Raw genomic sequence first — 14,719 nt, 5'->3', positions numbered from 1 at the left:
ATCATTTGAGGATTGAAGAATGAGTAGAGATCCCCGCTACGATATTTTGTTTGAGCCAATAGATATTGGTCCAGCGCGTTCATTAATTGCGGACCCATATACATCCAATTGCGATTGATACATGAATGCCTACCTACCTGCCTGACTAAGTATTTGTGACTAAGTAACATATTAAAGAACGCCGATTGGGAGGCCGGTCGGCGTTTTTTTATTCTTAAAATGCACTGTCAGGCATAAATATCTTTTGATGTCCTCGTGCTTCCAACATGATAGTTTGTTCCAGCTTACGGATGCTCGCCATTCGGCGTAGTTCAAGTGGGATATGCAACCAATATGAACGGATGAAACTTACTTCTTCTGTAAGAATAGGGATCAATCGTGGATCGTTATAAGCCATATAATAAGGTAGAACACCGAACCCGCCACCATGGGCAATGAATTGCAACTGAGCCCAGACTGTAGAGCTTTGATATTGGCTTTGTAATTCTTTATCTATCAGGTGAAGGAACTCTAACTCTTCGGTATATTGAAGTTCAGGGATGTAGCCGACAAATGGATGCTTCAGGATTTCATACTTTTGATTGAGGTCGACCTGTTGGTCTTCGATAAATTTCTTAGACGTATAGAGATATAGTTTGTAATCGGTAATTTTCCGACAATAGATATGCTTGCTAGCCGTTTCTTCTAGACTGATTGCGATGTCCACTTCGCGTTTGAGTAGATTGGGAAAGAGTGGAAGAGCCGCAGATTCAATTGTAATCCCGGGGTTCTCCCTAATGAAGGAAATGAGCTTTTCTGCCAAAAAAGTATTCCCAAAACCATCAGGTGCACCAATGCGAATATTTCCTGAGACAGTTTGTCCCATTTGTTGCGCTTGCTCTTTGGCGAGAGCTGTAATGTCTTCCATCTGTTGTGCAAGAGGAAGCAGGTTTTCCCCAACCTCAGTCAGATGGAAACCATGTTCATCCTGGTCAAAAAGCTTAACTTCCAAAGCTTCTTCAAGCGCTGAAATGCGGCGCGCAACAGTAGTATGATTGACGCCTAGCCGTTTTGCTGCTGATAATAAGCGCCCCTTATGAGCAACCTCCACAAAGTAGCGAAGATCATTCCAATTCAATTTGTCATTTAGCATATGTGCAAATTAGCACAACTATAAATGATTATAAATATTTATTGAGTCAGGCTTGGCAGAAAGTTGTAGGCCATATCTATCTTGGTGATCCGGTTACCCGCAATGGCTGAACGATCTAATTAGGTTTAGACTCATAAATAATAGTTAATCAAAAGCCCGGGAATAGACACGGGCTATTTTTAGGTTAGATCATCAGGTTTTAGAAGTCGCCTTACATTTGTTGTCATCCAGACAAGTGAATTATCTTCCAAGCGCGCCTGAGCTAACTCCCATCTGAAAACAGCGACCAATTCGTCTCTTTGATTTAAGATGTCTACAAAAAGGAAGGCAGAATTATCTTTTTGATATACATCCACTATCTTGTGTTTATTAGCCGCTAACAGCACGACGTAATCTGGGCTTTGTAACATCAAAGCAAATCTTTCTATTGGACCTGTAACAGCTTTGTTCCTCGGATGGGCAAATATCCATGTTTGAAGAAATCCGCTACTTCCTTCATTTCCTACATCGGCAAGTGCTTTGAGCTGTATGGAAACAACTTGTCGCGGGCTCAAGTCAGGATTGGGAAAAATGAGCTCTTGCGCTTTGGCATTTAGGCTTGTGAAGATGGCTGCCAAAACAAAAATAACCAGCGTGTATCTTAACGATTGGGTCATATGAACCTCCTCCCTTTCGTTAGTGATTTTACGATACAGGGTGGAAGTTGGATGATTCTTCGCATTAACGTGGGAGGCGGATGGTGATTCTTAACCCATTAGGATCGATATTTTCTGCTAAAATTTTACCGCCATGTGCATTTACTATGGATCGGGCGATCGCAAGTCCTAGACCGACACTGCCACTTTCTGTATTACGTGCTTCATCTAGTCTAACAAATGGTTCGAAAATTTGCTCTAAAAGATTTTCTGGAATACCAGGGCCTTGATCAGAAATTTTGATGAATGTTTCTGATTTACTCGTTTCCAAAGTTATATTGGCGGCCTCTCCATATTTTAATGCGTTATCGACTAAATTACGTAATGCGCGTTTTAGTGATGTCGGACGACAGTTTTGAATGATGTTTTCTTCACCTTCAAAAGTCACTTCTTTGCCCATGTCTTGATAATCATGACTGATACTTTCCAATAGGGCATGAAGATTTGTCTCTTCACTCTCTTCCTTTAATGCATCTTGTTTTGCAAAGGACAAAGTCGCTTCGGTCATACGCTGCATTTCGATAAGGATAGATAAGATTTTCTCACGTAATTCTTCATCCCCAATGAATTCAGCTTGAATACGTAAGGCGGTGATTGGGGTTCGTAAATCATGTGATATGGCTGCCAACATGCGTGTTCTATCTCTAACAAAACGATCCAATCTTTCTTGCATTTGATTGAAGGCTTGGCTTGCAGCGCGTATATCTGAAGGGCCAATTGATGCTAAAGGGTCGACATGTTCCCCACGTCCAAATTTTTCAGCTGCATTGGTTAAGGCTTTTACAGGTTTGGTAACACGTCGCATCATCAGAATAACTATAAGAATAATAGCTGCCGCACTTATGAATGTGGCAATAAAGGAAGGAAGTGCCCATAGCGGAGAACCCGGCACAGAATAACTCTTCACATTTAACCATGTGCCATCTTTGAGTTTAACTGAAATGTTTAAATTTTCACGTAATCGATCAAGTGTAGGGGGAGCGGGAAGATGTTCTTCCATTTCTTCTTCTAGCTCATCTTCGTCTTCATATCGCATATGATGATCATCGCCCCACTTTTTAAACCATTCGCGGCGATTTTCGTGCATGTCATGATTGTCATGCCGCCATTGCAACCATTCGCGCCGATCGCGTTTAGTACGTAAATGGATTTCATCTGCATAATCATCAACCATCATTGCAAGAATGAAACGCATGTCAGCTTCCCAGTCTTTTTTGAAACGGCGTTTTATTTTTGGGCGTTTCGATAAGCTGAGCTGGAATTCGTCAGTTGTGGAGGCCTTGATGATATTATCTCTTTGTGATTTAGGGGCAAAAGATAAAAGTTTTACAACTGATGCCGTATGGACCAAAACTTGTTGATTGGATGCCGCACGTAAGGCATCGCGTCTTTCATCCGCAAAAATACTAATACCGATTAACTGCGCAGAAACAATTGCAATCAAGGTTAGGATGATCATCTGTCCCGAGAGACTTTTAGGGATGAATTTCCTCATAATGTATCAACCTTGGAGGTGAGCATATATCCACCGCCCCAAACTGTTGTAAGTAATTCAGGGTTTTTAGGATCTTTCTCTAATTTTTTTCGCAATCGACTGATCTGATTGTCTACACTTCGATCAAATGGAATGGCATCTCTACCTCGTGCCAAGTCTAATAATTGATCACGGCTCAATACCATGTTGGGATGAGTAACAAAAACATAAAGCAAATCATATTCCGCTGTGCTTAGGGGATGTGTGACATCATTCGTATCTATTAAGGCGCGCTTTGTACTGTCCAGTTTCCAATCCGCGAACTGGAATATTTCAGGTCCTTCTGCAGCTTGTACCGTTTTTGGAGGAAGAGCTTCGGTTCGACGTAAAACTGCTTTGATTCGCGCAATTAATTCACGTGGGTTAAATGGTTTGGTGACATAGTCATCCGCGCCCATTTCCAAGCCTATAATACGGTCGGTATCATCGACCATAGCCGTTAGTAAAATCACGGGTATTTCACTGGTAGCTTGGATATGTCTACATAATGATAAGCCATCTTCACCAGGCATCATGATATCTAAAACAACCAAATCTATGGAGTTGCCGTTTAATATTTGACGAGCGGTAGTTGCATCTTCTGCATCACTGGTACGAAAACCGTTTTGGGACAGATAACGCACCAACGGTTCGCGAATATCGCGATGGTCATCGACGACTAAGACATGTTTGCTATCTGTCATATTGTTATACCTTTTTATGTTTTTCGTATTTCGTAACCCCTTTATGCACCAAGCTTTTCCCCTTTTGGAACAAAAAAATGTATCAAAATGTATCACAGGCTTTGCATGATACAATTCGTGACCCTTTTTAACAAAATCGGGATCGTATTTCAGGTTTTGCATGCTTAATTGCTGGAGACAGAAATTAACAGGCCAGTTCAAAAAAACTAAACTGGGATTTACGAAAGGAACCTGAAATGAAGAAATCAACCAAATTTATCGTTGCTGCTGCCGCTGTTGCTGTTGTTGCTACACCGATTATTTCCGGGATCAGTTATGCTGGTGGTAAATGGGGACATGGTAAAAAAATGCATGGCATGCATCCAATTGTAAAAAATATGGACGAGATCGATGCCAATTCTGATGGGGCTATTGATAAGGTTGAGTTGCAAGAATGGCAAGTTGTGAAAGTTACACAGTTTGATGTGAATGGCGACAAAATGATCGACCTGGAAGAGTTCGAAAAAATGTGGGTCGAGCAAATGCGCAATCGCATGGTTGATGGTTTCCAGTTCCTAGATGATGACGGTAACGCACAAATCACCCTAGAGGAAATTGCGATGCCGTTGGATCGTATGTTTAACCGCATGGATCGAAATGACGATGGTCAGGTGACCAAGGACGAGATCAAAAAGCGTAAAAAACATGCACGCCATGATGACGATGATGATGATGACGATTATCACCGTGGTTAATTGACCTCAAAATTTTGCGCAAGAAAATACCTCTCGAAAACGCCTGCATATTGCGGGCGTTTTTTATTTGGCCTGATGACAAAAATTAAATTGGATGTTTCCTAAAAGGTTTAAAGATGGCAGGAAGGATAAATTAGTTTTGTGAAGGCCCTTATGTCCCGTCGATTTTTTTTCAGTTTGTATTTTCTTGCGATCCTGTTCCATTCCGGCGCCTATGGTATGATTTTGTTGATGCCAGTTTTGTTAGAAAGTATAAACGCAACGGAGGCTGATGCAGGTCGTTTACAGCTCGTTGCGGGTATTTCAACGATTGCTATTGTCATAGTATCTGGAAAAATCGTTGATAAAGTTGGTCGCATGGGAAGCTTTGCTTTTTCAGGCTTACTGCTGTTTGGCGGATTGGGCTTTTATGGACTGTTAGAAAGTATTTCGGTTTTAAGTATAATCGCCTCGCTTCTTTTTGGCGCTGGTTGGGGGCTTTTCTTTTCGACAAAAGTGATGGTTCTTTCTCAAATCTGCTGGCCGGAGGAACGCGTAAAGCTATTTTCAATTGATCTTGTTGTATTCATGATTGGATTTGGAATATCCCCTGTTATCGGCCGTTTTCTTTACAAAGCAGGGTTGTCTTATGCAGATGTGTATTGGGTGATGGGGATTGTTTGTCTATTTAGTTCTGCATTGTTTCTGTTTCTGAAGAAACCTTTAAATAAGTTAAAAAAGACGGGCAATTTAAATACTGCAATGGTTTTGAATCTTACGTCTTTTGTTCAAGTATTACGATCACCTTCCATGATACCAATCCTAATAACGTTACTTATGGCAAGTATGTATGTCGGGTTGAATAATTTTCAGGCGAAATGGGCGCAGGCGAATGAGCTAAGTTATGCAGACTTTTTTATCGTTTATACCATTGCAGTGCTTGCTAGTAGATTTGTCATGATGCGTTACAAAATCTCAGCTTTCTCCTATTTCCATATCGGTGCATTATTCATTGTTGCAATGGGTGGTGCATTCGGCATGATTTATATGCAAGGAAGTTGGGAAATTTATATGATTTCAGCCTTTCTTGGTGGTGTCGGATTAGGTGGGATGACACCAATCATTCAAGGCATTACAGCAAATCAATCCGATCAAGAGAATTTAGCACAGACCATGCAGGTTATGGTACTGGCTCATCTTACAGGTCTGTTTGGATTTCCTTATATTGGGGGCGAGATAATCGTTCATAGTGGCTTTGATCAATTTCACATGACAGCAATCTATCTGGGTGTAGGCGCTTGCGTATTATGTGTGATTGGATATTTGCAATCAGGTAGTTTTAAGCAGAAGCAGGTTTAACGTTGAAACCTGCTTCTTTAGCCTTAACTATTCATACCTATGATCATACTGCTAAGAGCAATTAGATGGATTAACATGATCGCTCGGTCATTCCAGAATATTCCAACAATAAACCAACCAATTAGCCCGGCGAGAAATAAGTATATATTTAAAGGTGTCATGCCGAATGCTGTTGTAGCATAACCAGCAATTTGAATAATGGATGCCATCCATTTGAGTATTAAGACGAACTGATCGCGACGGATATTCAGCGGATTTAAACTGACAGAGATAGAATTAGAAGCCACGTGTGAGGCCTCCATCAATCCGGATATTCTGTGCTGTAATATAGGCCGCAGCGTCAGATGCTAAATAAGAGATTAAACTTGATACTTCTTCTTCATGTCCATAACGTCCCATTGGGATACGATTACGGCGTTCTTCTGTCTCTGGAAGACTATCAATAAAACCGGGTAAAATATTATTCATACGAAGATTATCTGCAGCGAATTTATCAGCAAATAACTTTGTGTAACTCGCAAGGCCTGCTCGAAAGACACCGGATGTAGGAAAGGTTGGATCAGCCTCGAAAGCAGCGAATGTTGAGATATTCAAAATTGTACCACCACGATTTTTTACCATGACAGGGGCAACCAAACGGGTCATGCGAATGGCATTCATCAGATAGTAATCCATGCCTAGATGCCAATCATCGTCACTGATTTCCATGATATCCCCCTTTGGGCCGTGGCCAGATGAATTTACAACCACATCAATACGTCCATATTCTTTGAGGACTTTATTTACGAAGGCCTCTAAGTCTGCATGAACAAGGTTTGAGCCCGTAAAACCTAAACCTCCCAATTCACTTGCCAAAGCTTCTCCTTTACCGGATGCGGATAAGATTGCAACTTTGAAACCGTCTTCGGCAAGTTTCTTTGCAGCGCCTGCACCCATGCCACTTCCGCCAGCTGTAATGACGGCAACTTTTTGATCAATCATGATTATGTCCTCAAATTCATTTCATTTATCTGGGGTAAAGATAAGGTTGATCTGATCATGCAACAAATCATATAAAATGACATAGGATGTAGAAAAACTATTGGCTTAATAATGAAACGCCCCAATTTAAAATCTTTATATGCATTTGATGCAGCTGCACGTCATTTAAATTTTCGACTTGCGGCTAATGAGTTGAATGTGACGCAAGGTGCTGTTGCGCAGCAGGTTCGCCAGTTAGAAGCCGATCTTGGAATTATTCTGTTTGAACGTTTGGCGCGTGGACTGGCCCTTACAAAAGATGGCACCAGTTATCATAAATCTATACATGAAGCTTTAGAGATAATTGAACGAGCAACAGATGAATTATCGCCTTCATCTAGTAAAGTTACTTTAAGTGTTACACCGTCTCTCGCATCCAAGTGGTTGGTGCCACGCTTAATGAAATTCGCAAAGGAATTTCCAGCGATCGAAGTAAACACGGTCGCCAGTGAAACACTTGCCAACTTTAAAACAGATGGAATTGACCTTGCGATACGACAGGGGAAACCTCCTTTTGGAAAAGATTTACAATATCTTTATCTGTCCCAAATTGAACTGGTCGCGATAAGTAATCTATCTTATGCGGAGACGTTAGGCCCGATTGAGACTATTGCTGATTTCACCAAAGCCCAACTGATCGAAGATGCTCATTCACATTGGCGCAAGATGTTTGAAAAAGAAGGCATTGAAGTGAAGTCCAACTCATTGCAGCTAAACCAAACGGCTTTGGCGATGGATGCTGTTGCTAATGGTGATGGAGTTGCTTTGGTTCCAAGGATATTGCTCCAATCCACAATCGAAGATGGCAAGTTAAAGATATTATGGGAATTTCCTAAACAGGACCCGATTGGGTTCTATTTGGTATATCCAAGTCAAAAAAAATCAAATAGCAAGGCGCTTACACATTTGGCCCACTGGCTATCGCAGCAAATGAATTAAGGACAAAAGATGGAAACTTCTCGTAATGCAGCTTTGTTTGCGGTTCTGTGTGCTGTGCTTACAACCATGATTTGGGCTGGTAACGCAATCATGGCGCGTGGGCTTGGGGCAGATTTACCACCGGTTGGGTTAGCGTTTTGGCGTTGGTTGTTAGCTTGTGTGGTTTTCCTACCTTTTGCCCTTCGCCCCCTTTTGCGAGATAGAAAGGTCATACTTGCAAATTTGCCGATCTTGCTGGCACTCGCCATACCAGGTGTAAGTTTTTATAACACCTTCGTTTATATCTCGTTACAGACAAGTCCCGTTGCGAATACCACTATGGTGATATGTGGGACGCCTGCTTTAATTTTACTCTTTTCAAATTTATTGTTTAAAGATCCCATTCGGAAACGAGATTGGCTTGGTATTGCTTTATCAATTCTTGGTGTATGCGTTTTACTTACGAAAGGTGACTTGCTTCAGTTAGAGAAAGTCTTCATAGGGCAAGGTGAAATCTGGGCATTGGCTGCGGCTGTATCTTGGGCAATTTATTCTGTGTTGTTGAAAAAGCGTCCGGAAGGTATCGGTCAGCGAAGCTTTGTTCTTTTCACTTTTACAATTGGTATGCTGTCTCTGTTACCATTTGCTATTTACGAACATTATCATATCAAACCGATGGTATTCACACAGACCAATATTTTGGCAATTCTTTATGTAGGCTTATTTGCCTCAATTTTGGCTTACTTAATGTGGAATAATGCAGTGAAAGTTCTGGGGCCTAGTAAGGTAGGGACTTTGTTATATATGTTCCCGGTTTTTGCCGTTGTAGGTGCGGCGATAATCCTAGGTGAGGGATTAGAGTTATTTCATTTGATTGGAATCCTAACAGTCTTGAGTGGCGTTGCTATCTTATTGATTAAAAGAGTTAAAACCTCATAGAATGCAGGTCTTACTTGTTCCTGCTATTGAAATTGTTTAACATGGTCATATCAGTTTTTGACCGGAAGTATTTCGATGAGAAAACAGTTTTGTATGATTTTGTTTCGGTTTGTTGTTCTGTTTGGGATATTGGCTCCGAATTTGGTGCATGCTAAAGAACAAATAGACGTTTATGTCCAAAATTTTCCACCATTTCATATTCTCGAAGGCGATTATAAAAATACTGGTGTTCTAGATTACATCGCACAGCAAGTTTCTTCTGATCTAAAAAGTGATTTCAACTTTAATTTTCGTGAAGCGAATTTTGCACGTTTCTTTAAAGATGCGCGAAATGGAAGAGCCGTCTGTAGTTTTGCTATTCGGAAAACTAAAGCCAGAGCCGAGTTTATGGATTTTTCTATTCCGTTTGCATTGTCACTGGGGAACGGATTGGTTGTTGGTCCACATATTAGGGAATTGATTAACGGTTTTCAGAACGAGAATGGCGAAGTGAATTTAAGGGAAATTCATAAATCCATCAATCTTACATATTGGAGCGAAACAGCGCGCAGTTATGAGGCTGCGATTGAAGAAATTGTGAAAGATAAAACGCTGATTGATAGTGGGGTTGTGCAAACCTATTCTTCACGAGAAGCATTAGCTGGCGTTTTGAAGAATCTGACAAGATCAGCAAAGAATGCGCATTTTGCATATGCCGAGGAAGTTAGCTATCATTCTGCCGTGAGTGGTATTGAGAAAGGACTGTCATATTTTCGGGTGATGGATGAATCTGAAGATTACTCTATGGCACATCTTGCTTGTTCTAAAGGTGATTGGAATGACAAATTTATTGTTGCGGCAAATAAAATCTTTAGGGACATGAGAACATCAGAAACTTTGAAACAAGCGCATATGCGTTGGTTGCCTGAAAATATACATCAGCAATATAGTCAGATGGTCGATCAGGCTTTTGATAATCTGAATGATGAACACTGAGGAAAAGGCGCATGATGTTTTGCCATGCGCCTTAGTTTTTTCCAACGAATGTTGAGATCAGTATATTTAGGTATTGCGAGACGCTTCTAAGTTGCTTGCTACCCAGTGATGGAAATTATGTGTTGGACCATCCATTGCAGGTGAGAATTTGCCACCGTCAAACAGATCTCCTTTGCGGCCACGCTGCATACCTTCGACAACAAAAATGTCTTCTTCTAAAACGCTTTTCCAACGAATAGCATTTGTAGCCAACATTGTACCCATTTCAGGATTTTTGACCGCTTCATCTTTATAATAAAGCTCAATATGTTCTGTTGTTTCATTCAAACCTGTTGGTTCAAGTAGAATTGTAAAGAAATGATCGCGATGCGTCCCAAGCAGCACATTTGGATAAACAGCGATATATTCACCTGCTTCATTCCATTTATCGCTGAGGTCGTCAAAGTCTGGGAATTTATGACCGCCTTCACCTTCCAATTGTTGATAAACTAAGGTGCCCTGGCCTGCATATTGACCTGACTCATCGATGTTATAATGATCTTCTAAGCGGGAATAACTGTTCAATCCAGGGTGAACGAATGGTAGATGATAACTTTCAAGGTAATTTTCTACAGCTAGTTTCCAGTTTGCTTTTAGTTGAAGCTTCATTGAGGATTCCGGGCCCCCATGGGTCATTGGTTGATCAAATTCTTTCCATCTTTCCATGAGAGCTGCATTGGCATTTGTAAATTCTGGCGCTTCTCCGCTGATATTCACAAACACAATGTCATGCCACACGTAAGAACGAATTTTGAATAAACCTAGTTTGTCCAGTTTGATTTCTTCATGTTCATTATTGCCTGGGCCGCCAACATGTGGCGTCGTACGTAACTCGCCTTTTAAACCATAGCACCAACCGTGATAGGGGCAGCGGATTGGACCACGTACTTTGGTAGGTTCTTCAATCAGAATCATCCCGCGATGGCGACATGTATTTTGAAAAACACCGATTTCACCGTCCCTGTCGCGCACCATGAGGAGTGGCATGCCAAGGAAGTTAATTGGCTTTGCATCGCCTGCGGATGGAATATCTTTACCATAACCAATACCGGACCAATTATTGAACAGGACAGCTTGTTTTTCTTCGTCAAAAACATCTAGATCGATGTAATGTGCGTTTGGCAAACCTTTTGCTTTTTCGACAGGTTGCAGCACATCTTTCAAATTTGTTTGCACGGACATTTTTGTCTCTCCCAATCATGTTGTTTTTATCTGCCTCTCTATTGGAAGAAAACTTAGAATGCTTCAATATCAGAAAACTTAAGTTTGAAGTGAGATAAATTCAATTGATCCTAAACTAAGTTTCGCTATGAGACATGAGCCAGTCTTTTAAAATACGTGCATATTCGGAAAGATGTGTTTCGGGCTGATAGGCGATATAAAACCTCTTTGGCGCTTTCATCCGAAACTCTTCGAGGGCGACAAGTTGGCGGGTCTTCAGTAACGGGGAGACAAGTTTCTGCCACCCAAGAACCAAACCTGTGCCGTCTTGGGCTGCCTGCAAAGCAATCGTATAGTTATTAACCTTTGAGCCGATTGAAATTTTCCCTCTATATCCCATTTGCTTGAACCAATTCTCCCAAGTGGTCCAGCTTTCATGCTCCGCGATGAGATGAAAAAGATGTTGTTGAGCGAGATCTTCAACTTTGGCACCTTTGAGTTTTTCTGCCAAAGCAGGCGCACAAAGAGGCACCAAGTAATCTTGAAACAATATCGTCTCTTCTAATTCGCTCTCATCTTGTCGACCATATTGAATACGTAAATCTGGATTTTCAGTGAAACGCATGGGCCCGTCAGAGATAATTTGATTCACTGGGATATTGGAATGCTCTCGCCAGAAGGTGCTGACTTTTGGTGTAAGCCATAATGCGGATACCGCAGAAGTACAAGCAATGGTCACTGATTGATCTTTTGGTGATTTTCTAAGGGAAGTTAAAGTGCGTGAAATCTCACCAAAGCTTTTCTCAAGGGTTTCGAAAAGAATTTGACCATTTTCGGTTAACTCCACCCCACGATACTTTCGATCAAAAAGCTGAACATCCAAATCTTCTTCTAAGGCTTTTATTTGATGGCTGACAGCACCAGATGTCACATTTAGCTCACCTGCTGCATCTTTAAAACTCATGCGACGGGCTGCGGCTTCAAAAACAGCTAATGTTGTGAGAGAGGGTAACTGGTAATATCGACGAGCCATGATTCGGAAATCCATCTTGATTATAAGTTTAGTTTTAAATTAGATGAACTAAACTATAAATGATAATTTTAAGTATTGTCTAGACGCCTCGTTTGCAGCTAATGCTGATATTGGCAAATAAAAAGAAAATACCGATCAAGATAGAGGATGTTTTATGGGAACTCTTAAGGCGCGTTTGAATCATATTGTTAAGTTAAGTGATGATATCTCCGATTTTCGTTTTGAGGCGTTACATGGGCGTTTCGAAGGGATGGAGGCTGGCGCCCATATAGATGTTCATCTTGCAGACGACTTAATTCGCCAATATTCGATCTGGGAATGGGATACAGATGGAAAATGGCTGTCTGTTGCGGTTAAACGTGAAGATAATGGCCGCGGTGGTTCCCTTGCGATGCATAAACTGGAAGTAGGGAACGAGCTAGACATCGGAGGTCCTCGGAATCATTTCCAACTACAGAATATTTCTAAACCACTTACTTTGGTTGCAGGTGGTATTGGCGCTACACCAATTTTTGCTATGGCAAAATTCTTGAAAAGCAAGGATATCGTTTTCAAGCTGCATTATCTTGTAAGGGATGAAACAATGGCAGCTTTTCATAATGCGTTTTTGAATTTATCGCTTGAGGAAAATTATAACCTCCATTGCGATGATAAAGATGGTATGTTTGATATTGCAGGACTGATCAAGAATATACCGAATGGTGGGGATATATATACCTGTGGTCCAGAGCCACTTTTGAATGCAATAATTGATGCTGGCAAAGACCTTAATGGCGGAACAGTTCATTTCGAGCGTTTTTTTGCGTCTTCTGATGCAAAAGAAGGTGAAAAAGAGAGTTTTCAAATTGAAGTAAAATCAACGGGTGAAATATATGATGTCTTGCCAGATCAAACGATTCTGGGAGTCCTAAAAGAGCATGGCATTGAAGTTGAGTTTGGCTGTTCTGAAGGTCTATGTGGGTCTTGTATCGTAGATGTACTTGAAGGCGATATAGATCATCGCGATGAAGTGCTGAGTCCGGAAGAGCAGGACACGAATGAATTTATGTGTGTTTGTATTTCTCGTGCAAAATCTGAGAAACTAGTGTTGGATTTGTAATAAAGACCTTGTTTGATACTCATAATGGCGATCGATTTGATCGCCTTATTTATTTCATGCATTTAATCGTTTGGCCAAATAACGATGGAAATCTTTGATTGTGCCTTCTAAATCTTCTTGAGCTAATGGCCCCGTATCCGCATGCATCGATGTCAGGTTTTGTTGAAGGATTTCAAGTTTCACTTTGTCTTCTTGGTTCACCTGCTTCCACAAAGTTAATAATTTATCAAATTCTGTCTCAATCATTTCGGAATCTCGTACAGAAATGCTCCATCTGATTTTTAACTGATTTACGGTTAAGGGTTGAATTGCCATGTAAACCAAGAGATGTGGGGATTGAGATACCACTTGCGAGGGGAAGACACAAAACAGAGTTGAACGGTTACGTTCCTCTTCGGTTAAATCTTTATGATCATAACGCCGAGCGGTATATCCGTCTTCATAATCTGCTGCATAAGCCGTAAAGCCGGGTCCGTCAGGTAGTTTTTTTGCCTGTTTAGTTGGGGTGATTGGGCGTAATGTCCCCGGATGCACAAAACTTAAATGATACCCTTCCATAAAATTCTCTACTAAGGCTTTCCAATTTGCCTCCCAGATATCTTCTTCTACGAAGTGATGGATCATTTCATCGGTATGGTAGTTCGCAAGAATTTTATCTAGTTCGGTTAGGCGCGGTGCCAATGGTTCTGCATTTCCATCAAGATTAACATAGATAAAACCCTGCCAGATTTCTGACTTGATTTCCTTCAAACGATGCTCATCCAGAGAAAAGTTTTCAGCTGTCATAAGGGGGGCATTGATCAGTTGACCTTCAAGATCGTAACGCCAAGCATGATAGGGGCAAGAAAAGCCACGGGTTTTGCCACTGCCGGAAGCAACCTGCATACAACGGTGACGGCAAATATTGGAAAGAACCTTGATCGTGTTTTCGTTACTTCGCACCACAATTAAAGGTTCCCCTAATAGCTTGGTTGTGGTGTAATTTCCTTTAGTTGGAACTTCATCTGCACGACCAACGCACAGCCATTCTTTTTGAAAGATTTCCAGCAACTCAACTTCTAAGAAATCTGGGTCGGTATAGATTTGTGGATGCAATGTTTGTTGTGCATCCCGTGAAGTTTTCTTGAGGTTTAAAAAGAAACCTTTGTAGCGTGCATGTGCGTCTTCAATGCGAACTGTGTCTACCATTCTGATCTTCCAACTTGTTTTTTTATATACCGTTGTGAATCGGCATATGCATGGTGCTTTTTATTATGAAAATCACTTTAGAGCGGCGCTTGGTGTTGAATAGTATAATTAAACTAATTTTTGATTAGTAAAAAACTAAGATAGAAATTAAATGTAGCTTTTTGGCTCGTTGCTGAGGGAAGATTTCAACTCTAGCACCTCTCAAGAATAGCTCTTCATATAGGCATATCT

Annotated in this window: 15 protein-coding genes; 6 read left to right on the top strand and 9 right to left on the bottom strand. The window is 41.0% G+C overall.

The features are described from left to right. Positions 1-214 precede the first annotated feature (214 nt). The 4 genes from E1160_RS14450 to E1160_RS14435 all read right to left on the bottom strand — a co-directional run bounded on the left by E1160_RS14450 (position 215) and on the right by E1160_RS14435 (position 4,044). Entirely contained in the window at positions 215-1,132 is a 918-nt protein-coding gene (locus E1160_RS14450; protein ID WP_155156414.1) for a LysR family transcriptional regulator, read from the bottom strand. 179 nt (positions 1,133-1,311) lie between these two features. Next, positions 1,312-1,788 (bottom strand): hypothetical protein, encoded by a 477-nt coding sequence (locus tag E1160_RS14445; protein ID WP_155156412.1) that lies wholly within the window; start codon positions 1,786-1,788, stop codon positions 1,312-1,314. A 64-nt stretch (positions 1,789-1,852) separates the two neighbouring features. Next, the gene (locus E1160_RS14440) at positions 1,853-3,322 is read right to left on the bottom strand and encodes an ATP-binding protein (RefSeq protein ID WP_155156410.1); all 1,470 of its coding nucleotides are present in this window, start codon (positions 3,320-3,322) and stop codon (positions 1,853-1,855) included. Next, a complete protein-coding gene (locus E1160_RS14435; RefSeq protein WP_155156408.1) occupies positions 3,319-4,044 on the bottom strand; it encodes a response regulator in 726 nt (241 codons plus the stop codon). Before E1160_RS14435 ends, E1160_RS14440 begins: the two co-directional genes overlap by 4 nt. 236 nt (positions 4,045-4,280) lie before the next feature. On the opposite strand from E1160_RS14435, the gene E1160_RS14430 reads away from it, so the two are divergent. Beyond that, positions 4,281-4,778: an EF-hand domain-containing protein gene (locus tag E1160_RS14430; protein WP_155156406.1), complete on the top strand. Its 498-nt coding sequence runs from the start codon at positions 4,281-4,283 to the stop codon at positions 4,776-4,778. A gap of 153 nt (positions 4,779-4,931) precedes the next feature. Continuing rightward, the gene (locus E1160_RS14425; protein ID WP_155156403.1) at positions 4,932-6,116 is read left to right on the top strand and encodes an MFS transporter; all 1,185 of its coding nucleotides are present in this window, start codon (positions 4,932-4,934) and stop codon (positions 6,114-6,116) included. A 23-nt stretch (positions 6,117-6,139) separates the two neighbouring features. On the opposite strand, the gene E1160_RS14420 is transcribed toward E1160_RS14425, so the two are convergent. Both E1160_RS14420 and E1160_RS14415 read right to left on the bottom strand, forming a co-directional pair. Then, a complete protein-coding gene (locus E1160_RS14420) occupies positions 6,140-6,403 on the bottom strand; it encodes a DUF6552 family protein (protein WP_218048923.1) in 264 nt (87 codons plus the stop codon). Beyond that, positions 6,393-7,097, bottom strand: coding sequence for an SDR family oxidoreductase (locus E1160_RS14415; protein WP_155156401.1), 705 nt, complete (start codon positions 7,095-7,097; stop codon positions 6,393-6,395). The genes E1160_RS14420 and E1160_RS14415 overlap by 11 nt, the downstream gene beginning before the upstream one ends. A 111-nt stretch (positions 7,098-7,208) precedes the next feature. Between E1160_RS14415 and E1160_RS14410 the strand changes: the two genes are divergently transcribed. The 3 genes from E1160_RS14410 (at position 7,209) to E1160_RS14400 (ending at position 9,968) form a co-directional block, all read left to right on the top strand. Beyond that, positions 7,209-8,075, top strand: a complete 867-nt coding sequence (locus E1160_RS14410) for a LysR substrate-binding domain-containing protein (RefSeq protein ID WP_155156399.1) — start codon at positions 7,209-7,211, stop codon at positions 8,073-8,075. Between the two features lie 9 nt (positions 8,076-8,084). Continuing rightward, positions 8,085-8,993: a DMT family transporter gene (locus E1160_RS14405; protein ID WP_155156397.1), complete on the top strand. Its 909-nt coding sequence runs from the start codon at positions 8,085-8,087 to the stop codon at positions 8,991-8,993. 75 nt (positions 8,994-9,068) lie between these two features. Next, entirely contained in the window at positions 9,069-9,968 is a 900-nt protein-coding gene (locus E1160_RS14400) for a transporter substrate-binding domain-containing protein (RefSeq protein ID WP_155156395.1), read from the top strand. Positions 9,969-10,034: 66 nt separating this feature from the next. Here E1160_RS14400 and E1160_RS14395 read toward each other — a convergent pair whose 3' ends face one another. Further along, positions 10,035-11,189, bottom strand: a complete 1,155-nt coding sequence (locus E1160_RS14395; protein WP_155156393.1) for an aromatic ring-hydroxylating oxygenase subunit alpha — start codon at positions 11,187-11,189, stop codon at positions 10,035-10,037. Between the two features lie 115 nt (positions 11,190-11,304). Next, entirely contained in the window at positions 11,305-12,201 is an 897-nt protein-coding gene (locus tag E1160_RS14390) for a LysR substrate-binding domain-containing protein (RefSeq protein WP_155156391.1), read from the bottom strand. A gap of 154 nt (positions 12,202-12,355) precedes the next feature. Here E1160_RS14390 and E1160_RS14385 point away from each other — a divergent pair, with 154 nt between their 5' ends. Continuing rightward, complete coding sequence (locus E1160_RS14385; RefSeq protein ID WP_155156389.1) at positions 12,356-13,300, top strand: PDR/VanB family oxidoreductase; 945 nt, start codon at positions 12,356-12,358, stop codon at positions 13,298-13,300. Positions 13,301-13,354: 54 nt separating this feature from the next. Here the strand turns inward: E1160_RS14385 and E1160_RS14380 are convergent, their stop codons facing one another. Further along, positions 13,355-14,488, bottom strand: coding sequence for an aromatic ring-hydroxylating oxygenase subunit alpha (locus tag E1160_RS14380; protein WP_155156387.1), 1,134 nt, complete (start codon positions 14,486-14,488; stop codon positions 13,355-13,357). Positions 14,489-14,719 lie beyond the last annotated feature (231 nt).

Source organism: Curvivirga aplysinae (assembly GCF_009711445.1).
In the GTDB taxonomy this organism is placed as follows: domain Bacteria; phylum Pseudomonadota; class Alphaproteobacteria; order UBA8366; family Aestuariispiraceae; genus Curvivirga; species Curvivirga aplysinae.
This window is presented reverse-complemented; position numbering and strand designations above follow the sequence as displayed.

Bases quoted from the DNA above. Each gene is read 5' to 3' on its own strand.
- E1160_RS14450 (WP_155156414.1), bottom strand. From the start codon at position 1,132: ATGCTAAATGACAAATTGAATTGGAATGATCTTCGCTACTTTGTGGAG.
- E1160_RS14400 (WP_155156395.1), top strand. From the start codon at position 9,069: ATGAGAAAACAGTTTTGTATGATTTTGTTTCGGTTTGTTGTTCTGTTT.
- E1160_RS14425 (WP_155156403.1), top strand. From the start codon at position 4,932: ATGTCCCGTCGATTTTTTTTCAGTTTGTATTTTCTTGCGATCCTGTTC.
- E1160_RS14445 (WP_155156412.1), bottom strand. From the start codon at position 1,788: ATGACCCAATCGTTAAGATACACGCTGGTTATTTTTGTTTTGGCAGCC.
- E1160_RS14430 (WP_155156406.1), top strand. From the start codon at position 4,281: ATGAAGAAATCAACCAAATTTATCGTTGCTGCTGCCGCTGTTGCTGTT.
- E1160_RS14410 (WP_155156399.1), top strand. From the start codon at position 7,209: ATGAAACGCCCCAATTTAAAATCTTTATATGCATTTGATGCAGCTGCA.
- E1160_RS14385 (WP_155156389.1), top strand. From the start codon at position 12,356: ATGGGAACTCTTAAGGCGCGTTTGAATCATATTGTTAAGTTAAGTGAT.
- E1160_RS14395 (WP_155156393.1), bottom strand. From the start codon at position 11,189: ATGTCCGTGCAAACAAATTTGAAAGATGTGCTGCAACCTGTCGAAAAA.
- E1160_RS14390 (WP_155156391.1), bottom strand. From the start codon at position 12,201: ATGGCTCGTCGATATTACCAGTTACCCTCTCTCACAACATTAGCTGTT.
- E1160_RS14415 (WP_155156401.1), bottom strand. From the start codon at position 7,097: ATGATTGATCAAAAAGTTGCCGTCATTACAGCTGGCGGAAGTGGCATG.
- E1160_RS14405 (WP_155156397.1), top strand. From the start codon at position 8,085: ATGGAAACTTCTCGTAATGCAGCTTTGTTTGCGGTTCTGTGTGCTGTG.
- E1160_RS14435 (WP_155156408.1), bottom strand. From the start codon at position 4,044: ATGACAGATAGCAAACATGTCTTAGTCGTCGATGACCATCGCGATATT.
- E1160_RS14380 (WP_155156387.1), bottom strand. From the start codon at position 14,488: ATGGTAGACACAGTTCGCATTGAAGACGCACATGCACGCTACAAAGGT.
- E1160_RS14440 (WP_155156410.1), bottom strand. From the start codon at position 3,322: ATGAGGAAATTCATCCCTAAAAGTCTCTCGGGACAGATGATCATCCTA.